17 protein-coding genes are annotated in these 19,615 nt (G+C 53.1%); 5 read left to right on the plus strand and 12 right to left on the minus strand.

Annotation, left to right across the window (positions count from 1 at the left end; genetic code table 11):
- The first annotated feature begins 11 nt into the window (after positions 1–11).
- Positions 12–821 (plus strand): energy transducer TonB, encoded by an 810-nt coding sequence (locus tag IPQ00_11125; protein ID MBL0241107.1) that lies wholly within the window; start codon positions 12–14, stop codon positions 819–821.
- A 54-nt stretch (positions 822–875) separates the two neighbouring features.
- On the opposite strand, the gene IPQ00_11130 is transcribed toward IPQ00_11125, so the two are convergent.
- The 6 genes from IPQ00_11130 to IPQ00_11155 all read right to left on the minus strand — a co-directional run bounded on the left by IPQ00_11130 (position 876) and on the right by IPQ00_11155 (position 10,081).
- Complete coding sequence (locus tag IPQ00_11130; protein MBL0241108.1) at positions 876–2,321, minus strand: DUF512 domain-containing protein; 1,446 nt, start codon at positions 2,319–2,321, stop codon at positions 876–878.
- A 179-nt stretch (positions 2,322–2,500) separates the two neighbouring features.
- Positions 2,501–3,631 carry an alanine dehydrogenase gene (gene ald / locus IPQ00_11135; protein ID MBL0241109.1) on the minus strand — a complete coding sequence of 377 codons (1,131 nt, stop codon included), beginning with the start codon at positions 3,629–3,631 and terminating at the stop codon, positions 2,501–2,503.
- 125 nt (positions 3,632–3,756) lie between these two features.
- The gene (locus IPQ00_11140; protein ID MBL0241110.1) at positions 3,757–5,535 is read right to left on the minus strand and encodes an SLC13 family permease; all 1,779 of its coding nucleotides are present in this window, start codon (positions 5,533–5,535) and stop codon (positions 3,757–3,759) included.
- Between the two features lie 445 nt (positions 5,536–5,980).
- On the minus strand, positions 5,981–7,507 hold the full coding sequence (locus IPQ00_11145; protein MBL0241111.1) for an aldehyde dehydrogenase family protein: 1,527 nt from the start codon (positions 7,505–7,507) through the stop codon (positions 5,981–5,983).
- Between the two features lie 19 nt (positions 7,508–7,526).
- Positions 7,527–9,032, minus strand: coding sequence for a trypsin-like peptidase domain-containing protein (locus tag IPQ00_11150; protein MBL0241112.1), 1,506 nt, complete (start codon positions 9,030–9,032; stop codon positions 7,527–7,529).
- An 89-nt stretch (positions 9,033–9,121) separates the two neighbouring features.
- Positions 9,122–10,081, minus strand: coding sequence for an alcohol dehydrogenase catalytic domain-containing protein (locus IPQ00_11155; GenBank protein ID MBL0241113.1), 960 nt, complete (start codon positions 10,079–10,081; stop codon positions 9,122–9,124).
- A gap of 176 nt (positions 10,082–10,257) precedes the next feature.
- Here IPQ00_11155 and IPQ00_11160 point away from each other — a divergent pair, with 176 nt between their 5' ends.
- From IPQ00_11160 to IPQ00_11170, 3 genes are read left to right on the plus strand one after another with little or no spacing between them, the layout of a single operon-like run.
- Complete coding sequence (locus tag IPQ00_11160) at positions 10,258–10,878, plus strand: hypothetical protein (GenBank protein ID MBL0241114.1); 621 nt, start codon at positions 10,258–10,260, stop codon at positions 10,876–10,878.
- The gene (locus tag IPQ00_11165) at positions 10,875–11,213 is read left to right on the plus strand and encodes a hypothetical protein (GenBank protein ID MBL0241115.1); all 339 of its coding nucleotides are present in this window, start codon (positions 10,875–10,877) and stop codon (positions 11,211–11,213) included. The genes IPQ00_11160 and IPQ00_11165 overlap by 4 nt, the downstream gene beginning before the upstream one ends.
- A gap of 37 nt (positions 11,214–11,250) precedes the next feature.
- Complete coding sequence (locus IPQ00_11170) at positions 11,251–11,868, plus strand: hypothetical protein (protein MBL0241116.1); 618 nt, start codon at positions 11,251–11,253, stop codon at positions 11,866–11,868.
- Positions 11,869–11,971: 103 nt separating this feature from the next.
- On the opposite strand, the gene IPQ00_11175 is transcribed toward IPQ00_11170, so the two are convergent.
- The 6 genes from IPQ00_11175 to IPQ00_11200 form a co-directional block, all read right to left on the minus strand.
- Positions 11,972–13,264 carry a serine hydroxymethyltransferase gene (locus IPQ00_11175; GenBank protein ID MBL0241117.1) on the minus strand — a complete coding sequence of 431 codons (1,293 nt, stop codon included), beginning with the start codon at positions 13,262–13,264 and terminating at the stop codon, positions 11,972–11,974.
- A 51-nt stretch (positions 13,265–13,315) separates the two neighbouring features.
- The gene (locus IPQ00_11180; GenBank protein MBL0241118.1) at positions 13,316–13,477 is read right to left on the minus strand and encodes a hypothetical protein; all 162 of its coding nucleotides are present in this window, start codon (positions 13,475–13,477) and stop codon (positions 13,316–13,318) included.
- Positions 13,478–13,491: 14 nt separating this feature from the next.
- Positions 13,492–13,974: a hypothetical protein gene (locus tag IPQ00_11185; protein MBL0241119.1), complete on the minus strand. Its 483-nt coding sequence runs from the start codon at positions 13,972–13,974 to the stop codon at positions 13,492–13,494.
- Positions 13,975–14,071: 97 nt separating this feature from the next.
- Entirely contained in the window at positions 14,072–16,075 is a 2,004-nt protein-coding gene (ligA, locus tag IPQ00_11190; GenBank protein ID MBL0241120.1) for an NAD-dependent DNA ligase LigA, read from the minus strand.
- Between the two features lie 10 nt (positions 16,076–16,085).
- On the minus strand, positions 16,086–17,105 hold the full coding sequence (locus IPQ00_11195; GenBank protein ID MBL0241121.1) for a Rieske 2Fe-2S domain-containing protein: 1,020 nt from the start codon (positions 17,103–17,105) through the stop codon (positions 16,086–16,088).
- Between the two features lie 2 nt (positions 17,106–17,107).
- Positions 17,108–17,857 carry a GNAT family N-acetyltransferase gene (locus IPQ00_11200; protein ID MBL0241122.1) on the minus strand — a complete coding sequence of 250 codons (750 nt, stop codon included), beginning with the start codon at positions 17,855–17,857 and terminating at the stop codon, positions 17,108–17,110.
- Positions 17,858–17,982: 125 nt separating this feature from the next.
- Between IPQ00_11200 and IPQ00_11205 the strand changes: the two genes are divergently transcribed.
- The gene (locus IPQ00_11205; protein MBL0241123.1) at positions 17,983–19,581 is read left to right on the plus strand and encodes a DnaJ domain-containing protein; all 1,599 of its coding nucleotides are present in this window, start codon (positions 17,983–17,985) and stop codon (positions 19,579–19,581) included.
- The last annotated feature ends 34 nt before the right edge of the window (positions 19,582–19,615 follow it).

Here is a 19,615-nt window from a genome sequence, read left to right on the forward strand (position 1 = left end):
AGGAGGAAAATATGTTTGATAGATTGATCGAATCCGTACCCGTAAGCGCCGATATAAAAAATCGCCGAAGCTACTTTATGACCTCGTCGGTGGTAGTAGGAATGCTGTTTCTCGCCGCCGTTGTTGTGAGCATCTACGCCAAAGACTTTGACCTCGGAAACGGGTCATTGGAAACGTCCACGTTGATCGCACCGGTCGAAATGGCCGCTGAGGCGTCTAAGCCTGAGCCCACTCGTCCCCGTGCCGAACCGACGCAGACATCGACCCAATTGCCGACTCGCAAGGAAAATATGGCGTCGACGTTCGAACCTACGATCGTGCCGACAACTACATCGGTGGCTCGAAATCCGGTAATGTCCCGCCCGCCCGGCGATTTTCAACTGGGAAAACGCGATGCAGATCCGATCGGGTCCGGCCGTGTATCGAGCGGAACGGTGACCGGTATCGGCGGCCCCAATCTGAAGCCCGAAAACGTTGACCCTGAACCCGAGTACGCTCCGCCGCCCGTCAAACGCGATCCGCCGGTCACCAAGCCCGGCCCGCCAAAGTCGATTGGTGTCGTAAATAGCCGCGCGACCTCATTGCCGAAACCACAGTATTCGGCCGCGGCGATCGCTATGAACGCACAAGGAAGGGTGGATATTCAGGTAGTGATCGACGAAACCGGAAAGGTCATCTCAGCTAGTGCCGTCAGCGGACACCCAATGCTCCGGACCGCCGCCGAACAGGCCGCCCGAAACGCACGATTTACGCCGACACTATTATCGAACGTACCCATCAAGGTGACCGGCGTTATCACCTATAACTTCACCCGTCAGTAAGGCATTTGTCTGATATGCGGTTTAGAAAGGCGGGCCCGAACGGCCTGCCTTTTTTCAATGCCGGAGCAGTTTGATAAGTCCGTCGGTATCGAGATCGAATACCGGCGTTGAAAACTGTTGTTTGAGTTCGCTGTAGGCCATTCCGTCTATAAAGATCGGCTCATCCGATTTGATCGTAACGCGTGGTATGATCACAAAATCGCCGACGACCTGATCTTGGACAGCCAAAAGATCCCGCCCGCCCAGCAATCCGGTGACCGAGACATCGCCGCCAAAATAAATGTTGGGTACGGCGACGACCTTTAGCCGGGATCCGGACGAACTATTAAAGCGTTCGATCTGTTCTATGAGCGTCGGGGCAAACATCTCGCCCGTCAGGATCGTTCCGAACAATCGGCCGCTCGGATAATCCAGTGACGTCGCAACGCCCTCTTTCTCGACCGGCACCTTGGCCTCGGGGTGTGTCCGGACATTCTTAAAGAATTGTTTTGCCAGATCGACGGCTTCTGACCGCCGGTCTTTGGACACACCATTCTCAAACACGGTTTCAAATTGGGCGAGAAAAGTGCGGATCATTCCGACTCCGTCTTCGATCTGCGGATAATTGCCGTAATGACTGCGTGCCGGTATCTCCGCCCCCGCTTTGAGGTAGATCTCATCGCCGAGAAATGCAAAGGTATCGCCGAGTGTTGACCGAAACTCTTCTTGCAGGGCTTCGACCTGTACGATCGTCCGGCGGCAAAATTCCGGCGTAACGCGGGTAAGGCGTTCGTCAGTGTTGTAACGCGTTAACGCAACGGGCACGACCGCGGTCGAAACAACCTTTGGATAATGCTCGGCAAGGTCGCGAAGCGTCTTTTCGAGGATCGCTCCGTCGTTGATCTCCGGACATAAGACAACCTGAGCGTGAAGCTCAATATCCGCCGCCAGCAATCGCTCGAGCTTATCGGAGATATCCGCCCGTGATTCGTCAACACCGAGCAGATACGCCCGCGTTTTGAGATCCGTCGCATGGACCGAGACATACTGCGGCGACAAACGCTGCTCGATGATCCGCTTCATCTCGTCCTCCGTGATGGACGAGAGTGTGGTGTAGTTGCCGTAGAGAAACGACAGACGAATATCTTCGTCACGAACGAACAGCGAAGGCCGTGCGTCGTCCGGGTTGCCTTTGCAGAAGCAGAACAGGCATTCATTGGCACATTGACGCGGCACGATCTGCTCGAACATCAACCCAAAATCTTCGGATTCGTCTCGGTCAAATTCGATCTCGATCGTCTCGCCATCAGGCTTTTTCACCTGAAAGGTCAATTCCGTTTCACCCGCCGTCTGAAATCTAAAATCCAGATAGTCACGCACACGTCGGCCGTTGACCTTGACGATCCGGTCATTCGGTTCTAACTCAAGTTCTTCGGCGAGGCTCGCCGGAGTGACTTCGGTGATCATCACGCCCGGACGGCGAAGCTGAGTAATAGCTGGTGTAACGGCAAATTCGTACATATCTAACTTACTTAGTGTATGTTTCCGACAATGGCATTGGCAAATAAAAGCAAAAATAAGAACGCGGACTTAACGGAGCGGGCAAACTTCGCAAGATGAGGGAGATCAATTAGTTTGATCTCCCAGATCTGCAAAGCTCCAAACGATCCGCGTCGTCCGCGTTCAAAACATACCCGAGATTACGCTGCCTGAGCACTCAGGTCGATCAACGAATCGAGCGGCGTGTACTCGCGATCCTGCGAGGTTGCAACCGCTTCGTAGGTCAGCTTTCCGGCGTATGTGTTCACACCTTCAGCAAGCCCGGCATCGTCCTTGATAGCCTGCTCAAACCCCTTATTAGCAAGAGCAAGAGCGTAAGGCAAGGTCGCGTTTGTCAGAGCAAACGTCGAGGTTCTCGGCACGGCACCCGGCATATTGGCTACGCAGTAGTGCAGCACACCTTCCTCGTAATAGGTCGGGTTCGAGTGCGTCGTCGCGTGCGTCGTTTCAAAGCATCCGCCTTGATCGACGGCAACGTCAACGAGGACTGCACCGTGCGGGATCAGCTGCAGCATGTCGCGGGTCACGAGTTTCGGAGCTGCGGCACCGACGACCAAAACCGCACCGATGATGAGATCGGCGTGTGAAATAGCTTCTTCGATCTGATAACGCGACGATGCGAGCGTTTGAACCTTTGACAGAAAGATATCATCGAGCTGTCGCAGACGGTCGAGATCGCGGTCGATGATCGTGACCTTTGCACCCAATCCAACAGCCATTTTCGCCGCCTCGGTACCGACGATCCCGCCGCCGAGAATGACGACGTTTGCCGCCGGCACTCCCGGAACACCGCCGAGCAAAATACCGCGGCCGCCGTTCATTTTTTCAAGATAGGTTGCACCGACCTGCACCGACATACGTCCGGCAACCTCTGACATCGGTATCAGCAGCGGCAAACGGCGACCGCTCGTGATGGTCTCATACGCGACGCCCGTAACCTTTCGCTCAAGCATTTGCTTGGTCAGTTCAAACTCAGGTGCAAGATGCAGATACGTGAAAAGCAGTTGATTCTCTCGCATCCGCGGATATTCCGGTGCGACCGGTTCTTTGACCTTGACGATCATATCGCCGGCAGCCCAGACCTCGTCTGCCGTATCCAGCATCTGCCCGCCGGCCTTTGCATACTGCTCGTCCTTAAAACCCGAGCCTTCGCCCGCAGTTTTTTGCACAAAAACAGTATGGCCAGCGTGCGTCAATGCCTGAACTCCCGCGGGCGTCAAGCCGACGCGGTATTCGTTATCCTTGATTTCTTTTGGTAATCCGATATTCATATATAAAGTCTCCAAACAGGGCGATTTTTGTATCGTCAACAATGTATTTCGTGAATCATTAAAATATCATTACGTTCGGTCAAAAACAATTAATGACGCTATAAGTTTTACGATTTGAATTCTCACTAAAACGACCAAATCATAGGTATCAAGACCGTTGCCATTATCCAGAACATAATGTTCAGCGGAGTGCCGACCTTAACAAAATCAAGGAATTTATATTGGCCCGGCCCGTAGATCATTGTGTTGGTCTGATAGCCAACCGGTGTCATAAAGCTTGCCGAGGCCGCAAAGGTTATGGCCATCAAAAATGGCGTTGGCTCGACTCCCATTGTGTTTGCAGTAGCGATAGCTATCGGAGCCAGAAGCGCCGCCGTCGCGTTATTCGACATCGTTTCAGTGAGAAGCGACGTTAGAAGGTAAAACGCAGAAACCAGAGCGATCGGTCCGTAGACACCGATATATCGCAGCATATTCGACGAAAGCAGCCCTGCCGCTCCCGATTTGTCCAGCGCAACGCCGAGTGAAAGAACTCCGGCAAGCAGAAAGATTATCTTCCATTCGATCGCGATGTAAGCTTCCTCAAGGGAAATACAACGTGTAAAAACCATCGCGATCGCTCCGACCAGAGCGGTCACGACGATCGGAGCCAAGTTAAAGGTCGCTGCGAGAACAACGCCGGCAACGATAAGGATCGCAAAGATAGCTTTGTCACGGCGAAATGCTGTCGTCTCCATTTCGGAGGTGATGATAAACTCACCACTCTTCCTGATGGCCGCAATCCGGCTCTGCTCGATCTCCATCAGTAGCACGTCGCCGCCGCGGAGCACAGTGTTGGAGAGCTTTTCGTGCACGACGCGTCCACCATGGCGGATCGCCAAAACATTTGCTCCGTAACGATCCCGAAACTGACTGCCTTGTAGGGTGTCGGCAATCAAGTTCGAGTTTGGTTCGATAACTGCTTCGATCAAGCGGTAATTGTCGAGAGCGACGTTATCATCACGCCATTTGGTCTGCGGCTGAAAAAGTACACCTTCGCGTTCTTGTAGATTGCGAATGTTTTCAAGATCACAGCGGATCAAAAGGATATCGCCGGCCTGTAGTATCACGTCAGGCGTCGGAAGTTGAATGATCAGCTCATCTCGTTGGATCTTTACAATGCCGAGATCGAGGTCGTGAACGATGGGTGCATCCCTGATCATCTTCCCTACCGATGACGCATGCGGCAGAAGCACGACTTCGGTCAAATATTCACTCATTGTGAAATTGTCGACCAAATTCTCACCACCGCGTCGCTCCGGGATCAAACGGATTCCGACGATCAGCAGATAAACAACCCCGACAGCGAACATCGCGAGCCCCAGAGGCAGAAACTCAAACATCGTAAATGCTCTGAGTCCATTTTTTTCCGCGATGGAACTGACAAGTATATTTGTCGATGTGCCAATGAGAGTACAAACGCCGCCAAACATCGAGGCGAACGAAACCGGCATTAGGATCTTTGACGCACTAATGCCGGTTTCCTTTGCAACGCCCAATAAAATTGGCAGGAAGATGGCGATCACCGGCGTGTTATTGATAAAGGCTGACAGAAGGCCGACGATCAGCATTACAGCGATAATGCCGACCCAGAAACCACGTTTGAAAACGCTATTTGTAAATTCGCCAAGGTAATTGACGGCGCCCGTTTTGAACAACCCGGCGCCCAAGACAAACATTGACCCGACCGTGATCGTCGCCGAGTTGCTAAAGCCGGCGAGCCCTTGCGACGGCGTGATTATTCCCGAGATAAGCAACAACGCCATAACGAGCAGAGCCACAAGGTCTACCCGAAACTTCTCGGTAACGAAAAGGAACGCCGCCAAGATCAGAACGGCCAAAACAATAATGATCTGTAGGGACATTAATTCTGCCAATCACCGCTAAATGGAATGACCTTAGCAGGTCGACCGCGTCGACGAAATGTCTTGCGAATTACGGCTGCACATTCCTCACGACGAAGTTGAAATTTAACTCGCCAATCATTTCAATAAGGCATCAAACGAAACTCGTCCAGAATCTCGGTCCGATACAAATGAAGGAATAGTAACCAAAAAGCGATATTCTCTTTCGAGTGAAGAGACAGCGTCTCGCCTCCCCACTTTCCGAGATATCACTTGACGGCAAAAAAGGCCGCCAGACAATCCATTTCGTCTTCAGGGAAGACTCTAGTCGTCTTGATCTGCTCGCAAAGATCGGGAAAATTCCAAGTCGACCTCGGATCGCGACGTTTCATTTCTTAGTGCTTGTAACCATCAAAACGGAGGGCAGAGGTATCGAGAATTTCTCCCTCTTCCATCCGTGCCATATTTATATTTCCACCTCATCGATCTGAGCCTTCTGCAACTTGCCCGAATGATCGATATACAGTGCTTTCCACTCCGTGAAGATGTCAAGAACCTGTGTTCCGGCTTCGCGGTGGCCGTTGCCCGTACCCTTGGTTCCGCCAAACGGCAGATGGACCTCAGCACCGATGGTGGCTGAGTTAACGTAGCAAATGCCGGTATATAGTTCCTGCATCGCGTAAAAGGCCTGATTGATATCCTGTGTATAGATCGCCGACGAAAGGCCGTATGCGACGCCGTTGACGATCTCGATCGCCTCATCAAGCGTCGAGAATGGGATCACGCTCGTGACCGGGCCGAAGATCTCTTCCTGGCCGATCCGCATGCCCGGCTTCACGTCTGTAAAGACTGTCGGTTCAATAAAATAGCCATTCTTGAAGTCGCCTTTGGTCATAATGTTGCCGCCGCAGGCGAGCGTGGCTTTGTCGTGGATCTTGCCGATCTCGATGTAGCCGCGAATCTTTTCCATCGCCCGCTCGTTGATCACGGGTCCGACCTCTGTCCGCGGATCAAGGCCGCTGCCGACGCGGAGCTTTTTGACTCGTTCGACGAGCTTTTCGCAGAATTTCTTATAGACTTTTTTGTGTACGACCAGTCGCGACGAAGCTGTGCAGCGTTGTCCGCTGGTGCCGAACGCTCCCCATAGCGAACCGTCGACCGCATTATCAATGTCGGCGTCATCCATCACGATGATCGCGTTTTTGCCGCCCATTTCGAGACTGACGATCTTGTTATCTCGGGCACACGCCTCGGCGATCGTGCGTCCGGTCGATGTCGAACCGGTAAACGAGATCAGCCGAACGTCTTGATGGTCGACAAGTGCGGCTCCCGCGTCGCCGAATCCATTTACAACATTGACGACTCCTGCCGGAATGCCGGCCTCCTCGCACGACTTAACAAGATTGATCGTCGAAAGCGGCACATCTTCGCCGGATTTGATAACGACCGTATTACCGCAAACCAGAGCCGGTATTAGCTTCCAAGACGGGATTGCCATCGGGAAATTGAACGGCGTGATCAGCCCGCACAGGCCAACCGGTTGGCGGACGCACATTGCGAACTTATTGGGCATTTCGGCCGGTGTGGTAAATCCGTGTAGGCGGCGGCCTTCGCCCGCTGTATAGTACGTACAGTCTATTGCTTCCTGCACATCGCCGCCGGCTTCCTTGAGCACCTTGCCCATCTCGCGGGTCATCTGCTGCGTAAATGTGTCCTTATTCTTGCGCAGAATTTCGCCGAGTGTGAATAGTATCTCGGCTCGTTTCGGGGCCGGCGTGCGGCGCCACCTCGTCGCGGCACCCTTGGCAGCAGCGACGGCGGCATTGACATCATCTTGATTTGAGGCCGGAAATCGCCCGACAATATCGGATGTGTCGGCGGGATTAACGTTGTCAAACCACTCGCCGGACGACGACTTGACCCACTCGCCGCCGATGTAATTGTAATATTTCTTTACTGTCTTCTTAGTCGTTTCTTGTTTTGCTTTTGCCATAAAATTAAGGATATTTATCCTATCTAACTGTAAATTGAACCAACTTAAATTGAGCCGTCTTTGACCGCGGATCGTACGAGATCACCTGTAAAACTACGGGATCGCCGGCCTTTAATTTTGCCACTATTTCACCAAAACTCTTTGTATCAGTCACACTCACACGGTTGATCCGCTGGATCAGATCGCCCTCACTCAGCACCGGTTCGCCGATGTTGGTGCGAATATCCGCAATGTAGCTCGCCGGATTGACTTCCCTTACAAGTAAACCTTTTTGGCCCTCAAGTTTATAGGTCGCGGCGAGCGTCGGGGTAAGGTCCGCGAGTGTTAGGCCAAACGGCTTTTCGGGCGGCTTGACCCCGTCGACCGGCAACTTGCGGCCGCTATCGTCATCCGCAGACGCCCGTGTAACGGTCGGACGTTCAGCGAGTTTGATCGTTATAGACTTTTTCTCGACGCCGCTCGCCGACTCACGCATAAAGACCATTTCGACCGAGGTGTCCGGCGACGTCGAAGCCACTTTGGCGATCAGGTCCTGAGCACTTATGACCTTTTGCTTATTAAATTCGACCACCACATCGCCGACCTGCAAACCTGCTAGAGCCGCCGAACTCTGTTTGTCGCGGAGTTCCGTGATTATTGCCCCGCGCTCATCTCCGAGTCCGTAAACCTTTGCGTATTCGGCTTTTACGGTATCAAGCAGCACTCCGAGATAACCACGCTTGACCTTGCCGAATTTCAATATCTGACCAAATACACGCTCCGTTTCATCCGCCGGCAGGGCAAATCCTACGCCGTTGGAATCGCCGCTCGTCGTCGCGATCTGCGAATTAACGCCGATCACTTCGCCGTCGAGGTTGACGAGTGGTCCGCCGGAGTTGCCGCGATTGATGGCAGCATCGGTCTGGATAAACTTCTGAAATGCCGACGTACCGGGCGTTTCACGCTTTTTCTGCGAGATAATACCCGCAGTAACGCTTTTCTCAAGCCCAAACGGTGAACCGATCGCCAGCACCCAGTCGCCAACCTCGGACTTGTCCGCATCCCCGAAGGCGAGTGCCGGAAGTTCGCGTCCCGCGTCGATCTTCAGCACCGCGATGTCCGTCTCCTCATCCGCACCGATGACCTTGGCGATAAACTCCTCACCGGAGTCGAGTTTGACAGTAATACGCGATGCGTTATCGATCACGTGGGCGTTGGTTATGACGTACCCGGCCTTATCGACTATAAAACCGCTCCCGACCGAAAACGCAGGCCGCCGTGTCTGTTGCCGACGAAAAAAGTCGAGAATATCCTCGGAATCTCCGGGCGTCGAGTTGCCCGTGGCGACGGTCACCGGAACCTTGCCCTTTGTTTCGATACTCACGACCGCCGGCCCGACCTTTTTGGCGATCGACGAAAACGAGATCGAAAGCGATTCCCGACTCGGCATCGCCTGTGCACTCACTTTCGTCGCCGCAGATGCGACGAGCAACACGGCGATGAAAACTGCCGCACCGATTGTAAAGAAACTCCTGACTCTGTACATTGCAATTTCTCCGGAAAAACAAGAACTACGCAATATTACGCTTTGAAAGATTATATCAAATGGCCCCGCCAATTTCCCGACCGGCCTAACTAAGGTGCAAGTAAGATCTTTAAGGCACCTTTTTTTGATGCCTCGCCCATTGCACTCACGCCATCACTTAAAGGCATCTTGCCGCCGATCAATCGAGTTACATCGATCCGGCCAGACTCGAGCAGATCGACAGCGGGGGCAAATCGTCCGCACCTCGAACCGACGACCGAAATTTCATTTACCACCACGCGTGACGCATTCCACGTCGGCGTTCCGTGAAATGTCGATTTAAGTACGATGGTCCCGCGGGGCCGAACGAGGTCGAGGGCCGTGGCAAATCCACTCTCAGACCCGCTCGCCTCGACCACGACGTCAAATGAGCCATTCAAGGATCCCGTAATTTCATCGACAAGCATTGTTTCGATATCGGCCGCGGACGCGATATCGAGTTTTGATCGATGCTTGCCGATACTGATGACATTATCGCTCACAAGCCGCAGGCTCATTGCACACAGCAGGCCGAGTTTCCCGTCGCCGATCACGGCAAGACGCGTGTCCCTTTTGATGTCGGCCATTTCGCGGATCCCCCACGCTGCGGCGAGCGGTTCGGCAAATACTGCCTGCTCATTCGAGACGTTATCCGGCACGACCACAAGATTTTCTGCCGGCAGACGCAGAAATTCGGCGTGTGCGCCGTCGCGGCCGACGATGCCGAGCACTGTACGCGACGGGCAATGTCGCGGATCGCCGCCTACGCAATTCGCACAGACGCCGCATCCGGCATTGATCTCGCCAACGACCCGTTTACCGATCAGATCTGTCCGATCGGCCAATTCCTCGACGATGCCGACAAATTCGTGCCCGATCGTCCCGCTAAAACCCGCGTATCCACGAACGATCTCGATATCCGTGTTACATATTCCGGACATTACAACGCGGATCAATGCCTCGCTGCCCGCGAACGGAGGATCGATCTCATCCACCGAGAGTCGGCCGCCGGTAAACCTTAGTGCTTTCATATTCTGTTTTACTGCAGATCTGCTCCATCAATGCTGTTAGAATGATATGTGACGCACCCAAATTAGCAAAAGTTTGCTCGCTGATCTTCACAAAATTTACTTTTTGCCGCGCGAACCATATACTTTCAAGGGTAATAAATAGGTTGGGCCCGATTGAGGCCGAATATATCGAAATTATGCAACGAATTATTTTGTTAGTCGCCGCGTTAGCGGTCTTGGCGGTAACTTTTAGCTGCGGTGGCAGCGGCAGCGGCAGTCTGACGGGCGGCGGCGAATCGCCAACGGAAGCTTATAAGCGGCTCTTTAAGGCGGTCAAATCGAAGGACGTCGAGGCGATCAAGGCCGAGTTATCGGTGAAATCGATCGAATTTGCCAAAATGGCAGCCGGTCGAAACAACACGCCTATCGAAAAAGTATTCGAAAACGGCTTTACCGCTACGACTATGAACGCAACTTTGCCTGAGATCCGGGATCAGCGAATCGCCGAAAATATGGGTGCGGTCGAGGTTTACAATGCCAAGGACAGCCGTTGGGAAGACCTGCCGTTCGTACTCGAAGACGGTAAATGGAAACTCGCCGTTGGCGACCTATTTGCAGGCTCTTTCAAATCGCCGGGTAAGGGGCGTGACGCGATCGAGAAAGAAGCGGCCAACGTCGCCAATCCCAACGTGGTTCAGGCTCCGGCTCCAAATACGTCAGCTAACGCCAATATCGTGCCGATCGTGCCAAAACCTGCGGCCAATTCAGTTTCTAACAGCGTCAATCCGGTTCCGAAACCGGCAAATGCGTCAAAATGATGACCGCGGCGGAGTTCCGCTCGATAGTAGAACAATACGTAAGGCACGGCTGGGTTCTCCGCCGTGTTTTACTTTCTGAATCCACACGACAAAAGCTCGCCGATCAGGTTGCCGGGGTCCTTGGCGAGGCTCCCGTCGTTGAACGTGAGTTTGATGCGGCCTGGTTTTCGAGACCGCCGGCCGACGGCACTATCGCTTGGGAGATCCGAAACCTCGGGGACACCCCGTATGCGTTGGTCGAGCACCTTGACGAAGGTGACCCGCAGTTTGAAAATGCCCTTAGACTTGTCGAGGAACGTCTTGTTGCGGCGGTCGCGTCGCGAAGATCAGCTTGACAACGCTTGGGTGCGACTGCAAACTTAAGACATTGAAATGATGATCAAAGACCTCAGCGGCAGGGTTGCAAGTGTATGGGAAGGCCTCCGCCCCGTCACCCGAAAAATGCTTGTAGGAGCATTACAATCCGGCGTTACGACCGCTGCTCCCCCCAACTCACGACACTATTACGACGCTCACGCAGATTGGGAACTTAGCCGTTTGCTCTCTGCCCTTGACGAGGAATCTTCGGCCGGCGAGGTTCGCAAGGACGCGGCCAAATTGACCGAGATCGAACACCTTGCCGACACTTGCGCTCGAGTGCTAGAGGATCAGACGGCGTCGGCCGAGGTCTTTATCCAGTTGGCTGAACGTGCGTTAAAGGAAAACGATTACGATCATCTCGACAAACTCGCCGATCGTTTGGCGGACAGATTTGCGGTGAGCGAGATGGCCGAGATAATTCGGCAAACGAGTGTCCCGCAAATACGTGCCATCACCTATGAGACATTGGCGATGATGCAGGTTCGAGCGATATTGCCATTGCTCGATGATCCGCTATATGCCGGCATCGCCGCGAATGCCCTCGAATTGAAGGCTTTTGAATTTGAATCGGAAGAGGCCCGCGATGTACTAGACCAGTTTGATGCCGAAAATACCTCAGATAACGGTTAGAGCCTGATCTTAAGCAAGTGATTTTCAGTTTGCGATATTAAAAAAAGCACGGACAAGGCAGGTCGCCGGGTCCGTGCTTTTGTAATTCGCAGTTGAGAGCGGATCAGGCCGATTCGCCACGATCCTGCTTTAACCGTGTCGGATACATCGGGAACTTGGCGGTCAGTTCCAGGACTTCGCGACGAACACGGTTCTTCACCTCGGCTGATTCCGGTTCGTGGATGACAGAGGCGATCATAGTTCCGATCGCTCGCATTTCATCCTCTTTCATACCGCGCGTTGTCAGCGCGGGAGTTCCGAGCCTGACGCCCGAGGCGATAAATGGCTTGTTAGTATCGAATGGTATCGTATTTTTGTTGACCGTGATGTGAGCTTCACCTAGCGCCTGCTCGGCAACCTTGCCGGTCACACCCTTGCCGTCCATAAATACGTCGACCATCAAGAGGTGGTTGTCGGTGCCGCCCGAGACGAGACGCAGGCCCGAATCGGCCAGCGTCTCGGCGAGGGCGTGAGCGTTATCGATCACCTGCTGCTGATAGGCCTTAAAATCTCCGCGAAGAGCCTCGCCGAACGCCACAGCCTTGGCCGCGATAATGTGCATCAGCGGACCGCCCTGCACGCCCGGAAAGACACTGCGGTTAATATCGGCCGCAAATTCTTCGCGGCAAAGTATTAATCCACCGCGCGGTCCGCGCAGAGTCTTGTGTGTTGTCGTGGTGACAAATTCGCAATGCGGTACCGGCGAAGGGTGCAATCCAACCGCCACGAGACCCGCGATATGAGCGATGTCCGCCATCACCTTGGCTCCCACGCTCCGGGCGATCTCGCCGATGCGTGCAAAATCGATGGTCCTTGCATACGCGGACGCTCCGCAGATGATCAGTTTTGGACGATGCTCTTCGGCCTTTTGCAGGATCTCGTCGTAATCGATCTGTTCGGTATCACGACGGACGCCATAGTCCGCAACTTTGTAGTTGATGCCGGAAAAATTAAGCGGATGACCGTGCGTCAGGTGACCTCCGTGCGAGAGGTTCATACCCAATATCGTGTCGCCGTGATCGAGAGCGGTCATCAGAACCGCCATATTCGCCTGCGCACCCGAGTGCGGTTGGACGTTGGCGTGCTCTGCTCCGAACATCTCTTTCGCCCGATCGATCGCCAGAGTCTCAACAACGTCGACAAACTCGCATCCGCCGTAATATCGCTTGGCCGGATATCCTTCGGCATATTTGTTTGTCAAAACGCTGCCCATAGTCTCGAGCACTGCTTCGGAGACAAAATTCTCCGATGCGATCAACTCAAGCCCATCAACCTGTCTCCGAACCTCGTTATCAAGAGCGTTGCTAACGATCGGGTCGACTTCGTTTATATTTGCTGTAAAAAAAGCATTTGTCATATTATTCATTATCCTCAACGATCGAAATTAGTCCGTCGTCGTAAAAATATCCTAAATCAGTTCCTCCGGAACTGCCCCGTGAATACGCTTGAAAATATACAATTCGCGTTCTTTAGATGTTAGGTGCTCCGGAATAGCTATTTTTGCGAATTCCTTCGCATCATCGTACATTTCCGCGCACATCAGGAAGCGGTCTTCGAGCGTTTTTGACATCAAAATCTCGCGAACTAATGCCCGGTTTTGTCTCGAAGTATTGTCCATTGCTCAACTTCCGTCCAAATATCGAGTAGGTCCAACGCGGCGACCCATTTTACTACGTATTCTGAATCATATTCGGACTCGGTGAGATTAGCAATATCACGGATCTGCATCTCAGAATGTGTTTCACTAGCCCACATAAGCTTTGCCACGATCAGATCTTCTTTTGTCGTCGTCCAGAATTCGATTCCCAAAACCGAAACCTTAAATCTTCGGCTGAAACTCTCACGAGCAACCGGCGAATCTTTTTGAATTATGCAAATGATCTTCCCGCCGTGTGTTTGATCGATAATGTTGAACATCCTCCGCATTCGGCCTGCACGACGCACGGTATCCGGACTGATGTAATACTCGTGGTCAAATGTCTCGACAAAGCGCGTCAGATTTTCTTCATTCAACTGAATGACGATATCGATATCGCGCGTCATACGGATCTCGCCGTAAGCGGTCATCGGTTACGAACCCGTAACCATATATTCAAGACCGAGTTTATCGATCTTTGCAATAAAATCACGCAATGTCTCGATCATTGAAACGCCTTTTTTCATTCTATCTGATCATTTCCCGAAACTGCTCTTCATCGAGCATCGCGACACCGAGGCTCTCCGCCTTGATCAACTTCGACCCGGCGTCCGTGCCAGCGACGACGTAGTCGGTCTTTTTGCTGACGGATGACGACACGCGCCCGCCGCGATCTTCGATGAACTTGGCGGCTTCGTCGCGGGTATAATTTTCGAGCTTTCCGGTGAGCACGAAGGTCTTGCCAATGAATCGCTCATCGAGCATTTCGACGCTCGCCGCGTCGGTCTCGGTCTTAACGCCGGCTGCCTTGAGGCGTTCGACGAGATCGATATTTGCCATATCGCGAAACCAATCGTGCACGCTCTCGGCGACCGTCTGCCCGATCTCGAAGATGGCCTTGAGTTCGTCGACCGACGCCGCCGCGATCCGATCGATGCTTCGAAAATGGCCCGCGAGTATCTTCGCTGTCCGTTCGCCGACGTGGCGAATATCAATGCCAAACAATAATCGTTGCAACCCTCGGCCCTTGCTGGCTTCGATCTCGTCGATCAGGTTTGAGCCGGATTTTTCCGCCATCCTTTCAAGGCCGATAACTTGATCGAGCGTCAGCGAATATAGCCCGGCGACATCACGGATCATACCGTTATCGACAAGCGTCTCGACCAGCACCTCGCCGAGGCCCTCGATATCCATTGCCTTGCGGGCCGCGAAATAGAGAATGCGTGCCTTGATCTTGGCCGGACAATCCGAATTCGAGCACCGCCGAACTGCCTCGCCCTCGGGCCGAACTGCTTCGAAACCGCATACGGGGCACTCGCGGGGAAACTCAAACTCCGTCTCGGTGCCGTTACGTTTTGACACAACTGCCGAGAGAACCTGCGGGATGATCTCACCGCTTTTCTCGATGGTCACATAGTCGCCGATCCTGAGGTCAAGCCGCTTGATCTCGTCCTCGTTATGTAAGCTGGCTCGCGACACGGTCGTGCCGGCAAGTAAGGTCGGTTCGAGATGTGCGACCGGCGTTAGAGCACCGGTTCTCCCGACCTGAATAACGATCCCGAGAAGTCGTGTCGTCGCCTGGCGAGCCGGGTATTTGTAGGCGATAGCCCACCGTGGGGCCTTGGTCGTCGTGCCGAATTCGTCCTGCAACGCTGTCGAATTTACCTTGACCACAACTCCATCGATCTCGTAATCGAAACTGTCGCGTTTTGCCTCAATATCAGCGACAAATGCGGCAAGTTCTTCAAAATCACGGCAAAGTCGGCGGTTCGGATTGACGTTAAAGCCATTTCGTTCGCACCACTCGAAATTTTCCCAGTGCGTCGCGAACATCTTCTGATTTCCGGTGTACGCGTCGTAGGGGAACATATCCAGTCGCCGCGAAGCGACGACCGCAGAATCGAGCATCCGAAGCGTCCCCGAGGCACAGTTTCGCGGGTTGGCAAACGTTTTCTCGCCCTGCATCTCAAGTTCACTATTGATCCTGGCAAATTGTGACCGAGAGAGAAATACCTCGCCCCGCACTTCGGCCCGCTCTGGTGCATCCTTGCGCAATCGTAGCGGTATAGTCCGGATCGTCTTGACGTTTTGGGTCACCTCGTCGCCTGTTTGTCCGTCGCCGCGAGTCGCCCCCGTCATTAGGATACCGTTATCGTAATGGAGCGAAACGCTCAATCCGTCGATCTTCAGTTCGGCGACATATTCGAGCGTTCGTCCCTCCGCGAGCTTCTCACAGCGTTCTGTAAACGCCTTTAACTCATTGAGGTCATACGAGTTATCGAGCGACATCAGCGGCACCGTGTGTGTAAATGGGCGCAAACTGTCCGCCTTGCCGCCGACCCTCTGGGTTGGGCTGTCGGGCGTGATCAGATCCGGATGCTCAGTCTCGATCGCCTTTAACCGTTCGAGTAGTTGGTCGAAATCGATATCAGAAATCTCGGGTTCGGCTCTTTGGTAATACAGTTCGTTGTGCCGTTCTATCTCGGCACGCAGGTGGTCGATCTCGTCTTGGGCATTTTCTGAGAGGTTCATTAAAGAGATATTATTTCATAAACTCGGCGATCAGGCGATGAAAATGATGTGTTCCCTGCTCCCGAGTGTTCGAATATCGTCCACGGCTGTAAAACTGCGACCTAATGCCCTTTTGTACGCTTTCGACGACGGCCTCGTCCTCCATTTCCACCGTGTGGAGATCGGCACCGGCACCGGTTTTGCGCAGCGATTCGTCACTCACGTATGTCAGAAACTCCACCTTTGTCCTCGATCGCGTGATCGGGCGGACGATATTGACCGAGATTCCCCAGGGATAGAAGTTGAACATTAGATTGGGAAAGACAAATAAGTATCTCGCCGCGACATTGCCGGCATCGTCGTAGCCGGTCTGGATGCTGGAGTAACGAAACGTTTCAGTCGTATATGTGCCGTAATCGACTACTTCATTGAGGCCGTGGTGTACGTAAGGAATGTGAAATCCCTCGAGATAATTTTCGCAATACAATGCCCAGTGCGCCTCAAACTCATATTCCCGGGTTTCGGCGAGCCTCAACCCGTGAGGGTCAATTGCCGCAAGCCTCACCGCCGCATCATTGATAAAATCTCCGAATGGGGCGATCGGATCGATCGAGGCGAAGATGAATCCTGCACGAGCAGCAAACGGCAGTTTACGCAGATCATCCTCCGGCGACGGAAAGCCTTCGACATCCTCGAACTCGGGCATTGAGATACACCTGCCATTAAGCAAGAATCGGCGGCCGTGATAGGAACAGCGGATCAAATTAGCGTTGCAGGGTTCCTCGACCAGAATTTTACCGCGATGGGTGCAGACGTTGGATAGGCACGAAAGCCATTCGGATGATTTTACGATCAGTACAGGTTCGTCAAGAAATCCGGGGAGAATAGTCGCGGGCTTGAGCACCTCGACATCGTCGGCCTTTCCGAGAAAATGCCACGTTCGCGAAAAGACCTTTTCTTTTGAAAGCTCAAAATAACGCTCATCGGTGTAGAAGTCAGCCGACAGCGTTCTCGCCTTTCGAATGTCAGGATCAATTTCAAACGTCGACATCGCTATCCTCTGTAGAGCAGATAAGCGGGTTGATGCGGGTCGCGGCGAAATGCCCTCCCCACCAGTCCGTCCGCAAATGCCGCCTCGAATTCTCGCCTGACTCGCAACTGCAGTTCTAAGGCGGCCGCCGGGTCGCCCTCAACAAGTGTGGGCCAATCGTCAATGATCCTTACCTCAGCCTCCGGTTCGCCGGGCGTAACATATTTTTCGCCGTTGCCAAGTGCCCGTACCTTTTCACTTTCGAGATCCCATTCGGCAAAGAGCCGATCACTTTGCAGGCCGATCTGTTTCCCGCTTTCAGGAGCGACCGCGTAATCGGTCCCGTAGAAATTACGCTGATACTCGCTGACGATCGCCCCGAGTTTTTCGAGATTGAAATAACCGTTGCGAGCCTTTACCGGCTCAAAAGTCCATTTAATATACTTGACGCCCACCGACAACGCCCGTTCGCGCTGGGCCCACTTAAGCCGAGCACCGACTCCCAGACTCTGGTATTCAGACCTAACGCCGGTCATATGCGAATAAAACGCCTTTTCACCACGCAGAAAAGCCGGAACGCTGAGAACGTAGCCCGCGAGACGATCGCCGTCAAATGCCCCGAGCGTGAAACCGCCCGCATTCTTTGTCACCACAAAATGACGAACGGGAGATAACTCAACCTCGGGCAAGGCAAACACTTCTCTCTGCAGGTCGACACACTCGCCTAATTGCTCAAGCGTTGTGCATTCGCGAATATCAAGTTTAACGGTCATTTAGGGGTGAAAATCCGTGTCCAATATTGTTAAATCAAACTGTCGCAATTTGTCGTTCAGGTGTCAACCGTGAGAAATTCGGGACAAAACTTTTTGCTTAACTTTTGGCTCGCTGATTTGCTATAATGACGGTTGTTCCTCACGGAACTCTGACCCTCGCAGTATTCTCGATCAACCCGATGACCGCCCCTATTCAAGAAGATATTCACGGTAGTTTTCTGACTAATCCGTTTGCCGAACTCGTCGCTGAGATCCACCAGGCCGAGCTTACCGGCAGTTTGCGGGTTTCCGGTGCGGACAAGAAATTTATCGTCTATTTTGTGCGTGGCGTCGTTCGGTTTGCGGTATCGAATGCGAGGTCTTCGCGCCTTTTTGACATTCTGCTTACCCAAAAGCGTCTGACGGTGGACGATCTGCGAAAGATCCAAAACTTCGCTATCGACCACGAACTTATCGGTTTTCTTGAATCGACCGGATTTCTGGATTCGAATTCCCGAAGTGACCTATATGTCGAACAAATAAACGGCATACTCATCGACCTTTTGTCGATGCCAAACGGCGAATGGTCATTCACGCACCTTGCACGTTTGCGTGAGGGACTCACCTTTGATGTCAACGCCGGCAAGATACTGGCCGATTACGCTCGCTGTCTGCCCACTGAAATGATCTTGACAAGATTCCGGAGTCTTGAGGAAACATTTACGTTGGTCCAAAAGCACGTGAACAAATTGGAACCAACGTCCGATGAGGTCAACATTGCTTCACACCTGAATGATGTGCCGACTGCTTTGTCGGCCGTGATCCAGCGTTCGGGGATGACCGAGGGAGATGCGATCAAGGCTCTCTATTCGCTTTGGCTTTCGGGCAAGGCAAAACGTTCAAATTGGCATCCGGCGTTTTCGCATACTAAGGTCACTTCGATGCTCGGAGCGGTTTTGGAATTAAAGCAAGAGGCCAAGGCATATCGATCGCCGGGACAGGCTGATAAGCCCGTCGAAGCGACGGACGCGGCCGCACCGATCGCTGAGACTACGCCCGCCACCCCACTTACGCTTGACGAGTTTCTCGCACGCGTTGCGAAGGCCGAGACGCATTACGACATTCTCGGCGTCGACCCGAAAGCTGAGACCGCAACTTTGAAACAGGCGTATTTTACACTGGCAAAAAACTTTCACCCGGATCACTATCACAAGACCGGCGGCGACATGCTAAAGCGGGTACAGGACGCTTTTACACGATTGACCCAGGCTCACGAGGCTCTGAAGAGTCCCGAGGCTCGCGAAGTGTACGATTTTAAGGTACGAAAGGAACTTACCGACCGCAAGAATGTCGAAGAATCAGGCGTCACTCAACAAAGCAGCCAACAATTTCAGCAAGCTGCCGAGTGTTTCGAACGCGGCTACAGTCTGCTTTTGGATCAGGAACCCGAGGCCAGTCTTCAATTTTTCGCTCGTGCTGTGCACTTCGACCCGGGCAACGCCAGGTACCACGCTTATTATGGAAAGGCACTATCGACAGATACCCAAAAGCGGCACAAGGCAGAAGGTGAAATGCAGGCTGCGGTAAAGATCGACCCGAACAATCCCAAGTACCGGCTTATGCTCGCAGAGTTTTTTATTGCAATGAAGTTATTGAAACGAGCCGAGGGTGAACTAACCCGGTTATTGGCTCTCTCGCCAACCAACCGTGAGGCTCGCGAGCTCTTGGCGAGTCTTCAAATATAGATAATGTTTGCCGACGGCAAATTCGCACTTGAAT

The sequence above is a fragment of the Chloracidobacterium sp. genome (genome assembly GCA_016720705.1).
Lineage (GTDB): Bacteria > Acidobacteriota > Blastocatellia > Pyrinomonadales > Pyrinomonadaceae > OLB17.

What these genes read in the sequence shown, in the direction of transcription:
- IPQ00_11125 (MBL0241107.1), top strand. Translation starts at nt 12, where the DNA reads ATGTTTGATAGATTGATCGAATCCGTACCCGTAAGCGCCGATATAAAA.
- IPQ00_11130 (MBL0241108.1), bottom strand. Translation starts at nt 2,321, where the DNA reads ATGTACGAATTTGCCGTTACACCAGCTATTACTCAGCTTCGCCGTCCG.
- ald (MBL0241109.1), bottom strand. Translation starts at nt 3,631, where the DNA reads ATGAATATCGGATTACCAAAAGAAATCAAGGATAACGAATACCGCGTC.
- IPQ00_11140 (MBL0241110.1), bottom strand. Translation starts at nt 5,535, where the DNA reads ATGTCCCTACAGATCATTATTGTTTTGGCCGTTCTGATCTTGGCGGCG.
- IPQ00_11145 (MBL0241111.1), bottom strand. Translation starts at nt 7,507, where the DNA reads ATGGCAAAAGCAAAACAAGAAACGACTAAGAAGACAGTAAAGAAATAT.
- IPQ00_11150 (MBL0241112.1), bottom strand. Translation starts at nt 9,032, where the DNA reads ATGTACAGAGTCAGGAGTTTCTTTACAATCGGTGCGGCAGTTTTCATC.
- IPQ00_11155 (MBL0241113.1), bottom strand. Translation starts at nt 10,081, where the DNA reads ATGAAAGCACTAAGGTTTACCGGCGGCCGACTCTCGGTGGATGAGATC.
- IPQ00_11160 (MBL0241114.1), top strand. Translation starts at nt 10,258, where the DNA reads ATGCAACGAATTATTTTGTTAGTCGCCGCGTTAGCGGTCTTGGCGGTA.
- IPQ00_11165 (MBL0241115.1), top strand. Translation starts at nt 10,875, where the DNA reads ATGATGACCGCGGCGGAGTTCCGCTCGATAGTAGAACAATACGTAAGG.
- IPQ00_11170 (MBL0241116.1), top strand. Translation starts at nt 11,251, where the DNA reads ATGATGATCAAAGACCTCAGCGGCAGGGTTGCAAGTGTATGGGAAGGC.
- IPQ00_11175 (MBL0241117.1), bottom strand. Translation starts at nt 13,264, where the DNA reads ATGACAAATGCTTTTTTTACAGCAAATATAAACGAAGTCGACCCGATC.
- IPQ00_11180 (MBL0241118.1), bottom strand. Translation starts at nt 13,477, where the DNA reads ATGTCAAAAACGCTCGAAGACCGCTTCCTGATGTGCGCGGAAATGTAC.
- IPQ00_11185 (MBL0241119.1), bottom strand. Translation starts at nt 13,974, where the DNA reads ATGACCGCTTACGGCGAGATCCGTATGACGCGCGATATCGATATCGTC.
- ligA (MBL0241120.1), bottom strand. Translation starts at nt 16,075, where the DNA reads ATGAACCTCTCAGAAAATGCCCAAGACGAGATCGACCACCTGCGTGCC.
- IPQ00_11195 (MBL0241121.1), bottom strand. Translation starts at nt 17,105, where the DNA reads ATGTCGACGTTTGAAATTGATCCTGACATTCGAAAGGCGAGAACGCTG.
- IPQ00_11200 (MBL0241122.1), bottom strand. Translation starts at nt 17,857, where the DNA reads ATGACCGTTAAACTTGATATTCGCGAATGCACAACGCTTGAGCAATTA.
- IPQ00_11205 (MBL0241123.1), top strand. Translation starts at nt 17,983, where the DNA reads ATGACGGTTGTTCCTCACGGAACTCTGACCCTCGCAGTATTCTCGATC.